Consider the following 17,242-nt stretch of genomic DNA (forward strand, 5'->3'; position numbering starts at 1 on the left):
AATATGAAGCAGATCAAGCAAATGACTCGAATCGAGAAGCAGCATCACCTAGTACTCTTAGCTTTGGTGGGTACCTTGCATGTACCAGCAGCGCAGGCACAAGATACGCGAAAGGTCAGTGAGCCAAGTATGCCAGCGGTATGTACCGTGCTCACCGCAACGCAAGTGTATGCCGAGGGATTACGTCAATTAGATACGACAAAAATTCAGGCTGCTTTGAATGCCTGCCCAGCAGGGCAGGCGGTACAACTTGCAGCGAATAATGAGAAAGATAGTTTCCATTCTGGGCCGCTACAAATCCCAAGTGGGGTTGGTCTCATCATTGATCGTGATGCCACTTTGTATGCAAGTACGGATGCGAACTTGTATGACAAAGGCGAGAAAACTTGCGGTGTTAATGCAGAGAAAGGGCGTACATGCATGCCATTTATCACCATCGAGAAGGCCAAGGGTAGTGGCATTTATGGTGATGGTGTGATCGACGGACAAGGTGGGCAACTGGTGCAAGGCAAGACGGAAAGCTGGTGGCAAATGGCGCGCCGTGCACAGCGTGAGAAGAACGAGCACAATATTCCACGTTTAATCGAAATTAAGAAATCGCAGGACATTACTTTTTATCGCATACGTTTGCGTAACTCGCCGAATTTTCATGTCACCGTGAGTCAGTCTGATGGTTTTACGGCTTGGGGCGTCAAGATTGATACGCCATCTGATGCGCGCAATACCGATGGCATTGATCCCATCTCTTCCCGCAATATCACCATAGCGCATAGTTATATTCGTACCGGTGACGACAATATCGCGATCAAAGGCGGCAATAGTGGCGCAACTGAGAATGTCTCTATCATCAACAACCATTTTTATAGTGGCCATGGGATGTCGATTGGGAGTGAAACCAATAGCGGTGTGCGACGTATTCTTGTGAGAAATCTGAGTTTAGATGGCACCACCTCAGGACTGCGAATTAAGAGTGATGTGTCGCGCGGCGGTGTGGTCGAACAAGTGCGTTATGAAGATGTTTGCATACGCAATAGTAAGCGTCCGATTGATTTAGACACGCGTTACGATCAAAAAGCCTTGGGTGACAAGATTCCACTGTATCGCGACATTGTGTTTGACCGCGTTCATAGCCTTAGCCCCGGACGTATCGTATTACGCGCCTACGATGCAGCGCACCCGATGTCGCTTGAATTTAGGCAAAGCAGCATCGCTGCTAATTCACCGCAGTTGATTCAGTTTGCAAATCTGAATATTGATCAGAAAAAAATCACCGTCGCCGACAAGGCGGACAATATCGTTTGGAACACGGCGATTGCTGCAAGCTGTGAACATCGTTTTACTGAATTTCCAGCGCACACACCAATTAACTTCCGACCTCAATTAACCAGCCAGCAGGCACAAGCCTACACGCTAGAAAATGTCTTACGCACCACAGGTCCAGCCGACAAACCAGTGACCGATCCGTGGAATCCTCTTGAAGACAATTTGGTGAAGGCCGCCAATTTGCCCATCGATTATGTGGTGGATGCAAATGCCGTCGCCGATGGTAAAACCCGTTTTAATACCGTACAGGCCGCGATCAACCAAGCGTTGTTGGATGGTCGTCGACTAGTGGCTGAGCAATCGAGCAAGCAACGACTTTTTATTTTGCTTAAGCCAGGAACGTATCAAGAATTGCTGTACGTACCAGCAACGGCATTGCCGATCACTGTGTATTCAAATGAGAGCGATGCGACGAAAACCAAGATCGCCGCCAGCGCCCATGCAGCACTTTTGGGCGCCGCCTATATTCATCGTTATGGCGCCCAATTTGCACAAGTGGACAGCAGCATTCAAGAGATGTATGCGTCGCTGAAAGATCGACCCGTGATCGGCACTAGCGGTTCGGCGATTGCATGGATACGTGGACATGGCTTCCAAGCAAAAAATATCACTTTCCAGAACACTTACAACAAAGATCAGGTCGATACGAAGGCAGAATGTCCTAATACCGTCTGCGGAGCAACCGCCGGAACCGCACCCGTCGTGGTAGTGCAACATCAGGCGGTTGCCTTGATGGTCGAAGGCGCAGATAAGGTGCAATTTGAGAATGTGCGCGTGCTGGGATTTCAAGATACTTTGTTCTTGAAATCAAGTGCGATTGCCCATACTGCGCGAAGTTTCTTTCACCGTTCTTATGTGGAGGGAAACGTGGATTTTATCTTCGGCGACACGACGGCGTATTTCTATCGCTCTGAGATTAAATCTTTAGGTGATCGCTCGACCTCTTACGTGACAGCACCGAATACCAATGTGCGGACACCATATGGTTTCGTCTTTAATGAAGTGAACTTTACCCATGATGGCAGTGCGAACGCGCTTGCCGGTAAGTTTTATTTGGGACGTCAGTGGTTCCACACCCAAAAATGTACGCCATACGCGACAATTAACGTCGCATCCTATCGCTGCACGTTGAGCGATGTTGATGGCTATCAGGCTCCGGTAGGCACCATCTCGAAAAAGGTTTTAGAAACCGTTGGTAAGACGGTTATTCTCAATTCGAAAATCGGTCAACATATTCATCTCCAGCATCCTTGGGCTGATTGGAATAAAAAAGGTAGTCTGGCTTTTCGACCTGTGCAATTCTCAGTGGCGGATTACTTGCGCAATTTGACACAAGTGGGATTGCAGCCAATCCAACATCTTGGGTATGACAGTTTGGATAATTTGGCACCCGCAACATCGGGTATCTTTTTGTCCGAATTTAATAACACGCATGTACCTTTACAGCCATCTGCAGACAGTCAAAAAACGATGCCAACAGGAGTCAAGTAATGCGTATAAAAACAATCAAAGATACGGTGAATGAATCCACTCGTCGTCGCTTTCTACGCGATACTTCTCTGGCGAGCGTGTCATTGCTTAGCGCGGGTATGGCAGACGCTGTGCCTGAAAAGCCTGATGCCAACAAAGATAGCTTGATGCCAGATCCTTGGGGTGCAGCACAAAAGATTGTGGATAGATTTTCCCAGCCTTTGGTATTCCGAGATCAAGATTTTTTGATCACAAGTTACGGTGCAAAACCATGTGAATTGCAACAGGTGAAAGCTTGGGTTTCGTTCGAGTCGCAGGCAAATTTGGCGACCCCGACCAAACAAGCATTGGATATGTATCCTGCCATCACGGCCGCGATTCAGGCTTGTCATCAGGCTGGTGGCGGTCGTGTACTTATTCCACGAGGGAATTGGTACTGTGCAGGCCCAATTGTGCTGCTTTCGAATGTGCACGTGCATCTGCAAGCTGGTGCGCATATTTATTTCAGCCATCAACCGGATGACTATGCGAAGTACGGAAGCATTGATTGCGGTGAGCGAGGCCGCCTCGTGATTTCTCGTTGGCAGAGCAATGACTGCTTGAATTACTCGCCTATGGTGTATGCGTTCGGTCAGACAAATATTGCTTTAACCGGCGAAGACTGGACTAGTATTCTTGATGGACAAGGTGGTGTGCCATTTAATGCAGACGGTGATTGTTGGTGGACATGGAAAGGCAAACAGCGCACGATCAATTCGATTGGGCAAGGGAAAACGCCCAATTTCGTGGCTGGAAAAATGTCGGAAAATACCGTCAATCCGACCAATGCAAAATCCTTGCATGAGATAACAAAGATGGATGCCGCGCAAGCGCAATTGATACAAGGAGAAGGCGATCGTTGGCGTGCTGATGCGGCCTATTTGCCAGCATTGTCTGAGGCAAACATACCCTTAGCTCAACGCGTATTTGGCAAGGGACATTTCCTTCGTCCACCATTGATTCAATTGATAGGCTGCGACAAAGTTTTACTCCAAGGCTATCAGGCGAAAGACGCTCCTTTCTGGGTGCATCATCCGGTCAATTGCCGTGATTTGAAAATCGCCAAGGTACTCGTGAATAGCCATGGTCCCAATAGTGATGGTTTCGATCCTGAAGCTTGTGAAAACGTCTTGGTCGAATCCTGTACGTTTGATTCTGGAGATGATTGTATTGCGATTAAAGCTGGTAAAAATCGCGACACGCAGTACGGTCCTTCGCAGCATATGGTGATTCAGAATTGCACTATGCAAAGTGGCCATGGCGCGATTACTTTGGGTAGTGAAATGGCCGGTGGCATTCAACATATTTATGCACAAAATCTTTTGTTCGAAAATAAGAATTGGGCGACTAATCCATTAAACATTGCGATTCGTCTAAAGACCAATATGAATCGCGGTGGTTTTCTCAAACATTTCTATGTGCGTAATGTCTCGATTCCAAACGGTGTACAACTGAGTCCATCGTATTACGCTTTTTTACCTAACTCACCTTTCGCCGCAAAAACGGTTGCCAGCGCAGCGGGTGCTGTGGTGGTGTTCGATTGTGATTATGCACCAGTGGCGGATAACGTCAGAACGCGTCCACCAGAGGTAAGCCATATACACATTTCCGATGTGAAGGTCGGCAACGTGGTCAGTCAATCCGGTACATATTCTTGTTATCAGGCGATTGTGATTTTAGGCCCAGTCGCGTCTGACTATAATGGTGCGCTACCGATGCCAACCGTTCTGCCAGTTCGCCATGTGTATATCGAAAACTGTGACTTTGGATCACCAGTCCATCATGCTCAGCCTTTGTTTTTATACAATGTCAGCGGCATGCATTTGAAAAATGTGAAGATAGGCGGAAAAAGCATGGATCAAATATTGGATGCTTGATGGGTGGCAGATTATTTGCGAAAGAAAGGCAAATAAGGAGCAAATAAGGAGCAAATAAGGAGCATATAAGAGGGCGAATAAAGGACGGCTAAAATGCTGCTAGCGTACTAATAGACCGTAAAGGACGGCCAGTTTTTCGTAAAACTGGCCGATTTATTGGTTTTTTAGCGACTTTGCCCTAAAAAAAATGGATTAAAACGCGTCTAGCGGTTATTGTTGAATTCTAGAAATTTAATTTCTTGTTCACATGATGTTTTAATTGACTGATTTAACTGCATGTCCGCCTATTCGCCAAAAGATAGTTCGATCTTGATCATCGATGATGATATCAACTTGATTCGCCTGATGAGTCAAATGTTGAAGGATTTTGGGCGCATTTTATTTGCTACCAACGGCGAAATGGGTCTTCACATCGCGCAAGAGCAAAAGCCGGATTTAATTCTTTTGGATGTTGAAATGGCACCAATGGATGGCTATGAAGTTTGCCGGCGCTTGAAAAGTGACGAGGCGACTAGTGCCAGTGCAATTATTTTCGTTACCGCCAAGGTTGGCATGGAAAGTGAGATCGCCTGTCTCGACGCAGGCGCGGTTGACTTTATTTGTAAACCCCTTAATCCCTTGGTGGTGCAAGCGCGGGTTCGCACGCATTTACGCCTGCAACAAAATACCGCGGCATTAGAGTCTTTAGCACAACATGATTCCTTATCTGGTCTGTATAACCGCCGCTATTTCAACATGGCGATCGAAGCAGAATATCGGCGTTTGCAGCGTCATCAACTGCCTTTGGGTTTGGCGATGGTCGATATTGATCATTTTAAAAAATACAACGATACCTACGGGCATATTGCTGGCGATGGTGCGATCTGCGCCGTTGCCAAAGCCTTAGAGCATGCAACCAAACGGCCTGGTGAAGTCGTCGCCCGCTATGGCGGCGAGGAATTCGTCGTTTTGTTACCGCAAGTCGATGCAGAAATTTTGAGCCAATACGGGCAAATGATCTGTGACAAAGTACAAGCCCTAGAATTACCACATGCCACATCAGACACTTCCGCTTGGCTGTCGATCAGTGTTGGCCTTGCACTGGTCATCCCAAATAGCCAATCTTTACCAGAAGATTTAATTAAGCAAGCAGATCAAGCATTGTATCTGGCGAAGCAAAATGGTCGAAATCAATACCACTTACTTCGCTGAACTCTGATTACGCCTTGCAGCTGAGTGATAGGCCAGCGCCAACTTGAACCGCGTATGATTTTGGAAGGACACGATGGCGAATTTAAGGTTTCAAAAACAATTTGATGCATTCCCTGTTCTTTTAATGGGGATAGGGTATTTTGTTCTGGCGATAATCTCGATCTATTTTTCACGGGGAGCGGGCGATGTCGCCCACTTCTGGTATCCGAACGCGATCGGGATTGCCTTCTTACTTTTCTATGGGGAACAATTTCGCTGGCGTTTACTCGCTGTTCTGGCGGCATCCAATTTTTTGGCGAACTGGGTAGCTGGTAGTTCTTGGTGGTTGTCTGCGACTTTTGTCATCCCCAATGTCGTCGAGATGGTGCTTGCAACATGGTTAGCACGGCATTTTCAAGTGGCACATGACTTTGATCAATCTCCCCAAAAAATGTTGCGATTTATTTTGCTGATTTGTTTGTTTCCAAGTGCAGCAGGGGCTTTGGCTGGTGCAAGTCTGATCAGTTTTCTTGAATTTTCTCCTTTTCTACCGATTTTGCTGATGTGGTTTGTCAGCTCTTCTGTTGGCATGCTTTCTTTGTTACCTCTGTTATTAGTTTTTCGCCGCGATCGCAATCTGATCGGTTTGAGAGCGACTACCAGAAGACGTCTGCTTTTGTATGTGGTGATTGTTTGTTTGAGCACTTATTTTGCTTTGTGCTATCTGCCATTTCCCTTTATCTATCTGGTCATTCCCTTGATTCTGGCTGCAGTCGAAACCGATACCAAGACCGTCGCTTTTTTAATTTTTTTAGAGTCGCTGGTGATTGGCGTGATTATTCATATGGGTTTTTTGAAGCAGGTGATGTCTTCTGAGAATGGACTGATTTTCCTGAATTACCTGCCCATCTTAGTCACGTTTGTACCCGTGTTGGTACTATCCGCAAGTATGAATTTTTTTCGTAGCCAGGACCGGCAAAAACGCGAAATTGAACTTGCCTTGCAACGTAAGCATAACGATATACAGATGATCATTGATAACATGCCAGCGTTGATTGGTTTTTGGGATCTGGATTTAAAAAATCGTTTTGCTAATCGCATGTACTTGGATTATTTCGGCTGGAAATCGGAAGACATTCTAGGTCGGCATGTGCGGGAGATTGTTGGTGATAGCTTATACGCGCAAAACTTACCTTTTATGGAGAAAGCGCTACGTGGCGAGAACCAGATGTTTGAGCGTACCTTGATTGATACGCAAGGGCAGCAAAGAGAAACCTTGACTTCGTATGTCACCAGTTATCGACACGGCGACATCGATGGCGTATATGCCTTCGTCACCGACATTACTGAAATCAAGAAAGCGCGACGTGCTGAATCGGCGGCGCAGGAGCGCTTGCAATCTGTGATCGATTCGGCAACTGAATTCTCTATTATCGCTACAGATTTAGAGGGAGTGATCCGCCTTTTCAGTAAGGGCGCGGAGAAAATGTTGGGATATACTGGTGCCGAATTTTTGAATACAACATCAACAGCTTTACTGCATGTTTCGGAAGAAATTGAGTTAAGAGCCAAAGAATTGAGTGCTGAATTTAATCGTGATATCACTGGTTTTGAGGTATTCGTTGTTAAGGCAAAGCTCGGTGTAACAGAAACGCGCGAATGGACTTATGTTCACAAATCTGGCAGAAAAATTCCTGTGCGTCTGGTGGTTACGCCAGTTGTGGATGCTAGTGAAAACATTATCGGTTATCTCGGTATCGCGAATGATATTTCTGATGAAAAGCAGCTGCAGAAATTATTGATCGACGCCAAAGACAATGCGGAAAAAGTCAGTCAGGCCAAGAGTAACTTCGTTGCCAATATGAGCCATGAAATTCGTACACCGATGAATGCCGTTCTGGGTATGTCTAAGTTGCTGGCATCAACGAATTTGAATGCAGAACAGCGCAAATACGTGGAGATGATTTCGATCTCTGGACAATCTTTGCTCGGTATCTTAAATGATATTCTTGATTTTTCTAAGATAGAAGCAAATCGCTTGGAATTATCAAATACCGAATTTTTGCTGGATGATTTACTCGGTACGCTAGCGGGCATGATGTCGGTTTCTGTTGCCGAAAAAGAGATCGAAGTGGCGATAGGTGTGGATGCCAGTGTGCCTAAAAATTTGATGGGTGATCAACTGCGATTACAGCAAATATTGACCAACTTGATTGGGAATGCCATCAAGTTTACGCATCAAGGTGAGGTCTCGGTATTTGTCGATACTGAGCATGGTGTTGATGCTGAAACCCTTGATCAGGTCAGACTGAGATTCTGCGTGCGAGATACTGGCATAGGTATGGATAGTCAGCAATTGGAACGTTTATTTTCACCATTCTCACAAGCAGATGCATCGATTACGCGCCAGTTTGGCGGTACGGGTTTAGGGTTATCAATTTCAAAGAGTATCTTAAATTTAATGGGTGGGCAGATTACTGTCCATAGCGAACTTGGAAATGGCAGTGCGTTCACGGTGGTGGTGCCTATGATGACCTCAGCCAAGCGGCAAACGCAAAGTCATCATCAGTCCGAGCAGCGATTACGCTTATTGGTGGTTGATGATAATTCCACTAGCAAGCACTTTATCTGCCAAACAATCCGATCATGGAATTGGACAGTTGAGTCAGCGAGTAGTGGACAACAAGCGCTAGAGATTGTCCGCGAAAAAATGGCCAGTCAACAATTCTTCGATGCGATTTTGCTGGATTGGCAGATGCCTGAGTTAGATGGTTTCGCCACAATTAGACAGTTGCGTGAAATATTACCGAAGCAGCGAACCTCATGCATCATCATGGCCAATCCATTTAGCCGGGGCAGCTTGTTACATGATCTGGCATCGAAATACGCCGACGCCGTTTTGATGAAGCCGATGACAGGATCTAGCGTGTTTGATACGGTGCATGAAGCGATTGGATTACGCACTGGCACCATTAATCAACAACTTACTAGCACCCGAACACAATGGTCTGAGCATCAAATCCAAGGTGCTCAATTACTATTGGTGGAAGACAATCCATTCAATCAAGTGGTTGCGAGAGGCTTCTTAGAGCAGGGCGGAGCGATTGTTCATGCAGTAGAAAATGGATTGCTGGCGGTAGATCATTTACGTTCACACGCTGATCAATATCACGCGGTATTAATGGATGTGCAAATGCCCGTTTTAGACGGCATTAGCGCGACCAGAATGATACGGCAGGAGCTGGGTTTATCGATTCCGGTGATTGCGATGAGTGCTGGTGTGATGTTTGCAGAACGCGATCGCTGTACGCAGGTCGGCATGAATGATTTCGTTGCTAAGCCAATTGATGTGGATCAGTTGTTTCATGTTATCGCCAAGTATTTGCCTGATCGTTTGAACGAAACTGTAGCAGCGCCTAGTCAAAAATCTAATCAAGAGCATGACCAAAATCATCATCAAAAAAACCACCAAAAAACCGAACAAAAATTCAATCAACAGATAAATGCCATACCAGCTTCTGCACTTGATTTCTTTAATCCTATACCATTTGAAAAACTCTTGAATGCAGCACCGGCAAGTGCGCAGAAAATTCTTGATTCTATGCGTGCACTTGTTGATCAAGCGCCTCAACATGTCGCGAATTTGCAGTTAGCCTTGAATGAAAATCGTCATGATGACGCGGCTCGGATTTTACATACCATGCGTGGATCACTTGGTACGCTTGGCGCGAAATCATTTGCTGCTTTGGCTAGCGAGATTGAATCAGGTATTCGTCGTCATGTCCTAGACGAGATGCCAGAACTATTGCACGATGCTTTACTTGAATTAGATAAAACAATAGCTGCAACGCAGGCTTGGTTGGGGCAGCAACAGGCGCCGGATCAAGTGCAAGTTGCGAATGTAGTTTCAGCGAACCTGACAGCTGCGCAAGTAGAAAATCTTAGAGCCAATTTATTGCAAAATAATATGGCCGCTTGTGATTTGTTTTCAGAAATGTATGAGAGCTTGAAGTCTGCAATGCCATTAAGGTCTTTTGAAAAACTTGAACAGGCGATCAAGCATTTAGACTTTGCAACGGCCGAGGCCATTTTGAAAGAAATAGTTGTCGCCTGACTTGCGGCTATCGGTTGAGCAGAAATCTCGAACATTGGTTCGGTTTCTTCGCGCAGTTTTCAGTTGCTTGTCGACCATTTCGTCGCACATCAAATAGGCTTAGAACTTTTCTTGCCGCACGCGCCGGGTGGTTTCTCGAACAACCAATTCTAACGGTGGAATCTGCGATTCCACGATTTCTCCATGAATGATGCTGAGCAGAGCTTTGGTGGCGATGCGACCAATTTCGTATAGTGGTTGTTTGACCGTTGTTAGCGGTGGTGTGGTGTAGGATGAACCAGGTAAATCATCGAATCCTACTAAGGAAATATCTTCAGGAACGCGGATGCCTTTGCGATAGAGACTGAGACGTGCGCCATAAGCACTCAAGTCGTTAGCTGCACAGATGGCAGTGAATTGTTGTTGGCTCTCGAACAAATGATTCACCGCGCGCATGCCGCTACTTTCGTGGAAATCACCCTCGACCACTAATTTGTCATCAAACGGAATAGATGCTTCGCGTAGCGCGCGTGTGTAACCAGTTAAACGTTCTGCCGCGTCGCAGTTATTCTCTGGGCCAGTGATAAATGCGATGCGACGATGACCCAGTTCGATTAAGTGACGAACCGCCAACCAAGCGCCGTATTCATTGTCGAGTTTAAAGCCTAGCGCTTTGTCTGTATGAATCGCACGTCCTGTTGAAACAATCGGTCGATGCTGTGAGAATTGTAGAACTGATTCGTCCGTGATGCGACCTGATAACAGAATAATTCCATCAACTTTTCTCGCCAGTAGCAGTCGTATTCTTTCAATTTCTTCTGCTGCATTCCAGTGCCCACTGACAATCACCGATGCATAACCTGTTCCTTTGAGCGCATCATCTACGCCATGCAAAGTCTCATCAAAAAAGGGGCTGGAAATATCTTGAACGACGATCCCTATCGTCATCGATTTGCCCTTTTTTAAACCTTGCGCCATTTGGTTTGGCGCGAAGTTGGTTTTCGCAATCGCATCCATGACGGCTTGACGTTTTTCTTCGGATACTTTGGCTGTGCCGTTCAAAATGCGCGACACGGTACTTGGTGATACTCCAGCGGTGCGCGCAACCTCGATTAGTGTAGTTGGTGCGTCAGTGTTATCGCTGGTGCTTGAATGATTCAGTTGATTCATGAAATTCGACATCTTGCCGGATGAATAAGGTTGGCGATTCACTGCATCGATTTACTACGATGCTGTGTCATTCTTGTTTTTTTATTTATGAAAAGGGTTTCAAGCCAATTTTTCCGAAGAATAGCACAAAATGGTCAGTAACTTATTTAACTGGCATGATTTCTTATGGTTTTTGTGCTTATCCAGAAATATCAGATTTTTCATTAATAAAAGAAGATATCGTATTTTAAATATATTTAATCTGTATTTGATTGATTTTTCTTTACATTGACTGCATTGCGGTTCGTGTTAGCTTTGCTTTGACAGCGTTTTCATCATTAGTTGACTAAAGGTGTCGTTGATCTGGCTTGGGCGCAGTAGAAGTCAATTAATTGGCGATGATCAGGTAAGTCCTTGGCTGCGAATTCTCGCATTGTCGCAATATTTTGAAACGCTTCTTGCGCTGCAGCTAATTCGTCTTTGCGGATTAAATTGGTAGGAAGTTGAGTGGCGAATTCCATGCCATACAGCACATATTGCCAACTTGAGGGTGGATACATTTCCAGATCCGTAATGAAATCTAGACGTGAAGGTGGGCGACCTTGCCACATGTTGAGCTTGTCGCGTAATGATGCTGGAATGGATTCCGCCGCCGTATTGTCGCGCCAAAAAGCCGTATCGGTTCGTTGGCTTAAGCAGTAATGGAGCTTAATAAAATCAACAATCCGCTCATACCGTTGTGACATCAGATGATTAAAGGTTTTAGCAACTGGCGCAAACTCACCATTGTAAGGAAACAGATAGCTCACCAAGTAGGCAGCGGTTTCGATCAAGCCAATTCCTGAGGATTCGAGTGGTTCCAGAAAACCACCGGAGAGCCCAATCGCCACGCAATTATGTATCCATTGTATGGGGCGATAGCCAAGTTCCAGTTGCAGTGAACGTGCTTGTAAATGATCCATGCTACGACCGACATAGCGACGTAGAACTTGTTCCGCCTGTGCCGCATCGCTGTGTCTGCTCGAGTACACATAACCTATACCACGCCTTTGTTGCAGCCCGATATCCCAAATCCAACCTGCTTCCTGCGCGGTAGAAATTGTGTAGGAAGGAATTGGGCTATCCGCTTGCGGATAGGGAACTTGAATTGCTAAAGCACGATCAACAAACAAGGTATCGCTCACACTGTGGAAGCTTGACCCTAAGGCTTCGCCGATTAATCGCGCCCGAAAACCGGTGCAGTCGATGTATAAATCTGCATTGAGTTTGCCATGTTCTTTGCTGTGTATGGAGGCGATCGCGCCGCTTTCCGCTAATTCAACCGCATCAACATTGCCGAGTAAATGATGAACACCCAAACTGCGTGCATGCTCTGCGAGCAGGGTGGCGAAGCGTGCTGCATCGAAGTGGTAGGCATAATTCATTGGACCCAAAAAATCTTTGTCCGAACTTCGTTTCGGGGCGCGCCCGCAATCCGCTAAATATTTTTGCATCGTGACTGCATCTGCAAATGCACGATCTTTTCCAGCTAGTCCATGCAACCAGTAGGGCAGCAATTCTGGGCTACCAGCACGTTGACTTGGTTGGCTAAACGGATGGAAATAGTGATTCTTTGTGGTCGAGGCTGGCTCTGTTGGCGTATGAACCCAGTCACAAAATTGTATGCCTTGCTTAAATGTTGCATTGCACTCGCGGATAAATCGCGCTTCGCTGATACCAATTGCTGCCAAAGTGCCGCGAATGGAAGGGAAGCTGCCTTCGCCAACACCGATGATGCCAATTTCTGGAGATTCAATCAGGCTGATTTTTATGCTGTTGTTGTCAGAAGTTAACAGTGTTTTCGCTAAAAAAGCAGCACTTAACCAGCCAGCTGTGCCGCCACCAACAATCAGAATATGAGTGCTTTTTTGCATATGAAGTCTCCTAAGGGTTTTGTCGGGATTTTTAGTACCACTTGAAATTCTTGTTGACATTATTTTTAAGCGAAATGTATCATGAAATCGTTTTCACGACCAGTTTAGATGTTAAAACCGCGTAAACAAATAAATCCTAATGGAGACAAGATGAAAACCATCGCATTAAAAACAAAGCAACGAACCAGCACCCCGATACAATTCGCTGTGTTGGCACTGATAGCAGGAGCGAATGTCGCGAATGCACAGACTGCGGCTACCGCCGACAGCACCAAGACGACTTCGGCACAATCTGCCGCAGCCGCAAATAATTCCGAAAAAATTATCGAAGTATTGGTCACCGGCACCAAGCGCACTACTTCACTGCAACGTACCCCAGTTGCGATTACCGCTTTAAATTCAGCAGCATTAGAAGACAATCACGTTCAAACCTTGCAAGACATCGTCAATTTGGTGCCTGGTTTCTCTGCGACAGCACAGGGTGATCATGGCGTCATGACGATGACGATGCGTGGTGTTGGTAACGATAGCGCCAAGACCGAATATGCCGATCCTGAAGTTGCCTCGTTTGTTGATGGCATTTATTCGCCACGACCAGAAGGTGCTACTGCTTTGTTATTTGATCTTGAGGCCATTGAAATTTTGCGCGGTCCGCAAGGCACATTGTGGGGACGCAATGCCACGGTTGGTGCAGTGAATATGCAAACCACCAAACCAGTGATTGGTAAATCCTTTGGTAGTGCTGAGCTGGGTGTTGGTAGCTACAAGCGCTTGGGCATGCGTGGCGCATTTAACGTACCTGTGAGTGACACGATGGCATTGCGCTTTGCTTTCGTGAATGAACAACATGATGGCTATGTTGATTATCAAACGATGCCAACCATTCCTTTAAGTAGCCAACGCGCCGCTTTTCTTGCCGGTGGTGGAAAGCTGTCTGATTTTCAGCCAATCAATACGGCGCTATTTGTGACAGGTGGAAAAAAATACGGTGCGCAGAGTCAAACTGCTGCGCGTCTTTCGATGTTGTGGAAACCAACTTCGACAAGCAAGTGGGATTTGTCCTATGAGAAGTTTGCTGATCGTGGCGCGCCGCATATGAATCTGATGCAAACACCGCGTGCAGGACAGAAAATGTGGTCGGCTCTAATCGATACCGCACCCAATATTCAACGTGATTCTGATGCGATTCGTAGTCGCTTTGAAACGGCATTAAGTGATGATGTTTCGCTCGCGTATATTGCAGGTTATGCGAAATTCAGTGGTTCTCAAACTTTTGATGGTGATGCGGGCGTGGTCGTACCGACGAGTTTTACTACGGGTGGTAGTCATCGTCAGCACAACACGAATTCGTCTAACTATAAAAACTATAGCCATGAGCTTGAAGTGCAATCAACTGGTAAGAAAGAAGTCGACTGGTTGCTCGGACTTTACTATGCGGCGGAGGATAACAACATCCGTTTTGATTTGCCGATCATGAACGGTACCCAACAAGGTACGGTCGGATGGCAAGGTTCTTTCATTCAACCGAAAGAAACAGTGGCCTCGAAAGCGATTTTCGGTCAAGCGACTTGGAATGTTACTGAAGAATTGCATTTGACTGGTGGTGCGCGTTATACCAAAGATGATCGTGCCAATATTGGTGGACGTGGCTATGGTTGGGCCAACTACCCAGCAACGCCAGATACCGTGGCGCAAATTCCTGTGAATCAGAATGTGAATCCGTGGGAACCGAATTCCGGTTTTGGAAGTCCTGGCTTAAATGATGGTAAATACTCCGGTAGCAAGCTCACTGGTCTGGCGCGGCTTAGCTATGATCTCGATAAGAACAATATGTTCTATGCGAGTATTTCAACGGGTTATAAATCAGGAGGTCTGCAAGATGGTGGTCGCACGTATGCACCTGAAACACTAACCAACTATGAGTTCGGTACCAAACACACCTTGATGGATGGTGCAGTGAAAATCAGCAATGCGATCTTCTACGAGAACTTCAAAGATTATCAATTTTCTGCACCAGTGACCAATCCTGATGGAAGTCGCACATTGGCAACCACCAGTGCGGAAGGCGCAAAAATTGCAGGCTTTGAAACGGAAATCGCTGCCAAGTTAAGCAAAGACGACCGAATTCAATTGTCCTTAGCCTATACCCCAAAAGCCAAGCTCGGCAAATTATTAGCCGGATCGAATGACTATGTTATTCCCACTTGTGAAGCGGATAAAACGGTTTCGAACTGCGTGGATGTCACCGGTGTGACGATGGCACATACGCCTAAAATTCAAATGCAAATTCAATATCAGCACACTTTCCATTTGAGCCAAGGCACTTTGACACCGCGTGTCAGTGTGCATTATGAAACCGAAAGTAATTTGAGCGTGTTCAGTGATTACTTCGGTGCGCCAGACAAACAAAAATCGTATTCCCGTACCGATTTAGGTTTGCGCTACGAAGGTGACAAGTTCTATATGGACTTTTTCGTTCGCAATGCAACGAATGCGAACGTCAAAACCAGCGCACAGAACGGCAACACCGGTGGGATTTGGGTTGCACAATATTTGCCTCCGCGCACAGTTGGGGTGAATGCAGGATTTAATTTCTAAAGGGATGTAGGTAGTTACTTTTTAAATTATTTCAGTCTTAACACTATCGGTTCAAGGGCATCAGCGGTTCTCGCAAACGGTTGATGCCTATTCTGAATTTTTATCATTGACGTACTTGATCATTTTCACAGATTTGTAGAACACCAGACAAATGAGGTGGAGCCTAGCTAATCATTTGGCGGCTCGCTTCTCAACTTTCGTGTATCTCTTGCCTGTGTGGGATTTCCTACGTCTGTACTTGGATTTATGGATTACTATGACGCACACATCGCACTTTCCTGCCGACTTTCAATGGGGTGTCGCCACCAGCGCTTTTCAAATCGAAGGTGCCGCATACGAAGATGGTAAGGGGCCATCAATTTGGGATCGTTTTTGCGAAAACCCTAATAATATTAAAGATCACAGTAACGGCTTGATCGCTTGTGAACACTACCATCGCTATCAGGAAGATGTCGATATCATCGCGTCCTTAAATTTAGATACCTATCGTTTTTCGATGGCATGGCCACGGGTTCAGCCATTGGGACATGGTGCGTGGAATGAGGCAGGGTTTGATTTTTATGATCGTTTGTTAGATGCCTTGGCAAAAAAAAATATCGCAGCGCATCTGACACTTTATCACTGGGATTTGCCGCAAGCTTTGCAAGATGCGGGTGGCTGGTTATCTCGCGATACAGCTTATCGCTTTGCTGATTATGCAGAAGAGGTCGCACGTCGATTTGGCAATCGCGTCGCGACAATTGCGACGCATAACGAGCCTTGGTGCACGGCTAATTTGGGACACGGAAATGCCCAGTTCGCACCAGGTATCGCTGATGAGAAAAGTGCGATTCAAGTATCGCACCATCTCTTGCTTTCGCACGGATTAGCCATGTCAGCGATGCGTGCAGTAGGCGCTAGTGCGAAGCTCGGCATTGTATTGAACCAATGGACCGCTGATGCTGCGACAGACAGCGAAGCGGATCGCGCGATGGCTGAACTTGAATATGCGCGTTCTGTTCAATGGTTTATGGATCCAATCTTTAAAGGACACTATCCTGAACTCGCACTGCGTGCACACGGAGAGAATGCGCCAGTGATCCATGCTGGCGATATGGATGTGATTCATCAGACGATCGATTTTCTGGGAGTGAATTATTATTTCCGCGCTTGGTGTTCTGCCGCGAATCCACCGCTACCTGCACCCGCTTTGCAAGGGGTGACTGACATGGGATGGGAAATCTATCCACAAGGTTTAACTGAATTATTGATGGCCCTGCAAGCAGAGTACATTCTGCCGCCGATCTACATCACTGAAAATGGTATGGCGAGTGCAGATCAGTTAGAAGATGAAAAAATTCCTGATACGGATCGGATTAACTATATCAAGATGCATCTTGATGCTTTGTCACAGGCGATAGAAGCGGGTGTCAATGTGCGTGGCTATTTTTTATGGAGTTTGCTCGACAATTTTGAGTGGAATTCAGGTTATGCAAAACGCTTCGGTATTGTGCATGTCGACTATGCGACGCAAACACGTCGATTAAAAGACAGCGCGGTTTGGTATCGCGACTATGTGTCACGCCAGCGTGTCGCAACGATGTCTGAGTTCATATTGCGCTAGGAGTTGG

The 17,242-nt window shown here is 46.2% G+C and carries 8 protein-coding genes; 6 read left to right on the top strand and 2 right to left on the bottom strand.

Annotated features, from left to right (window positions below):
* Window positions 1–21: 21 nt before the first annotated feature.
* The 4 genes from H8K33_RS08405 to H8K33_RS08420 all read left to right on the top strand — a co-directional run bounded on the left by H8K33_RS08405 (window position 22) and on the right by H8K33_RS08420 (window position 9,993).
* Window positions 22–2,814, top strand: coding sequence for a pectinesterase family protein (locus tag H8K33_RS08405; RefSeq protein ID WP_186890976.1), 2,793 nt, complete (start codon window positions 22–24; stop codon window positions 2,812–2,814).
* The gene (locus H8K33_RS08410; protein ID WP_186890581.1) at window positions 2,814–4,709 is read left to right on the top strand and encodes a glycoside hydrolase family 28 protein; all 1,896 of its coding nucleotides are present in this window, start codon (window positions 2,814–2,816) and stop codon (window positions 4,707–4,709) included. The genes H8K33_RS08405 and H8K33_RS08410 overlap by 1 nt, the downstream gene beginning before the upstream one ends.
* Before the next feature lie 276 nt (window positions 4,710–4,985).
* Window positions 4,986–5,900, top strand: coding sequence for a GGDEF domain-containing response regulator (locus H8K33_RS08415; RefSeq protein ID WP_186890582.1), 915 nt, complete (start codon window positions 4,986–4,988; stop codon window positions 5,898–5,900).
* Between the two features lie 73 nt (window positions 5,901–5,973).
* Window positions 5,974–9,993 carry a response regulator gene (locus H8K33_RS08420; RefSeq protein ID WP_186890583.1) on the top strand — a complete coding sequence of 1,340 codons (4,020 nt, stop codon included), beginning with the start codon at window positions 5,974–5,976 and terminating at the stop codon, window positions 9,991–9,993.
* Window positions 9,994–10,092: 99 nt separating this feature from the next.
* On the opposite strand, the gene H8K33_RS08425 is transcribed toward H8K33_RS08420, so the two are convergent.
* Together H8K33_RS08425 and H8K33_RS08430 are read right to left on the bottom strand one after the other, a co-directional pair.
* Window positions 10,093–11,142: a LacI family DNA-binding transcriptional regulator gene (locus tag H8K33_RS08425; RefSeq protein ID WP_186890584.1), complete on the bottom strand. Its 1,050-nt coding sequence runs from the start codon at window positions 11,140–11,142 to the stop codon at window positions 10,093–10,095.
* Between the two features lie 317 nt (window positions 11,143–11,459).
* Window positions 11,460–13,034: a tryptophan halogenase family protein gene (locus H8K33_RS08430; protein ID WP_186890585.1), complete on the bottom strand. Its 1,575-nt coding sequence runs from the start codon at window positions 13,032–13,034 to the stop codon at window positions 11,460–11,462.
* A gap of 150 nt (window positions 13,035–13,184) precedes the next feature.
* On the opposite strand from H8K33_RS08430, the gene H8K33_RS08435 reads away from it, so the two are divergent.
* Both H8K33_RS08435 and H8K33_RS08440 read left to right on the top strand, forming a co-directional pair.
* On the top strand, window positions 13,185–15,632 hold the full coding sequence (locus tag H8K33_RS08435) for a TonB-dependent receptor (protein ID WP_186890586.1): 2,448 nt from the start codon (window positions 13,185–13,187) through the stop codon (window positions 15,630–15,632).
* Window positions 15,633–15,888: 256 nt separating this feature from the next.
* Window positions 15,889–17,235: a GH1 family beta-glucosidase gene (locus tag H8K33_RS08440; protein ID WP_186890587.1), complete on the top strand. Its 1,347-nt coding sequence runs from the start codon at window positions 15,889–15,891 to the stop codon at window positions 17,233–17,235.
* Window positions 17,236–17,242 lie beyond the last annotated feature (7 nt).

The sequence above is a fragment of the Affinundibacterium amnicola genome (genome assembly GCF_014284275.1).
GTDB lineage: Bacteria > Pseudomonadota > Gammaproteobacteria > Burkholderiales > Burkholderiaceae_D > Undibacterium > Undibacterium amnicola.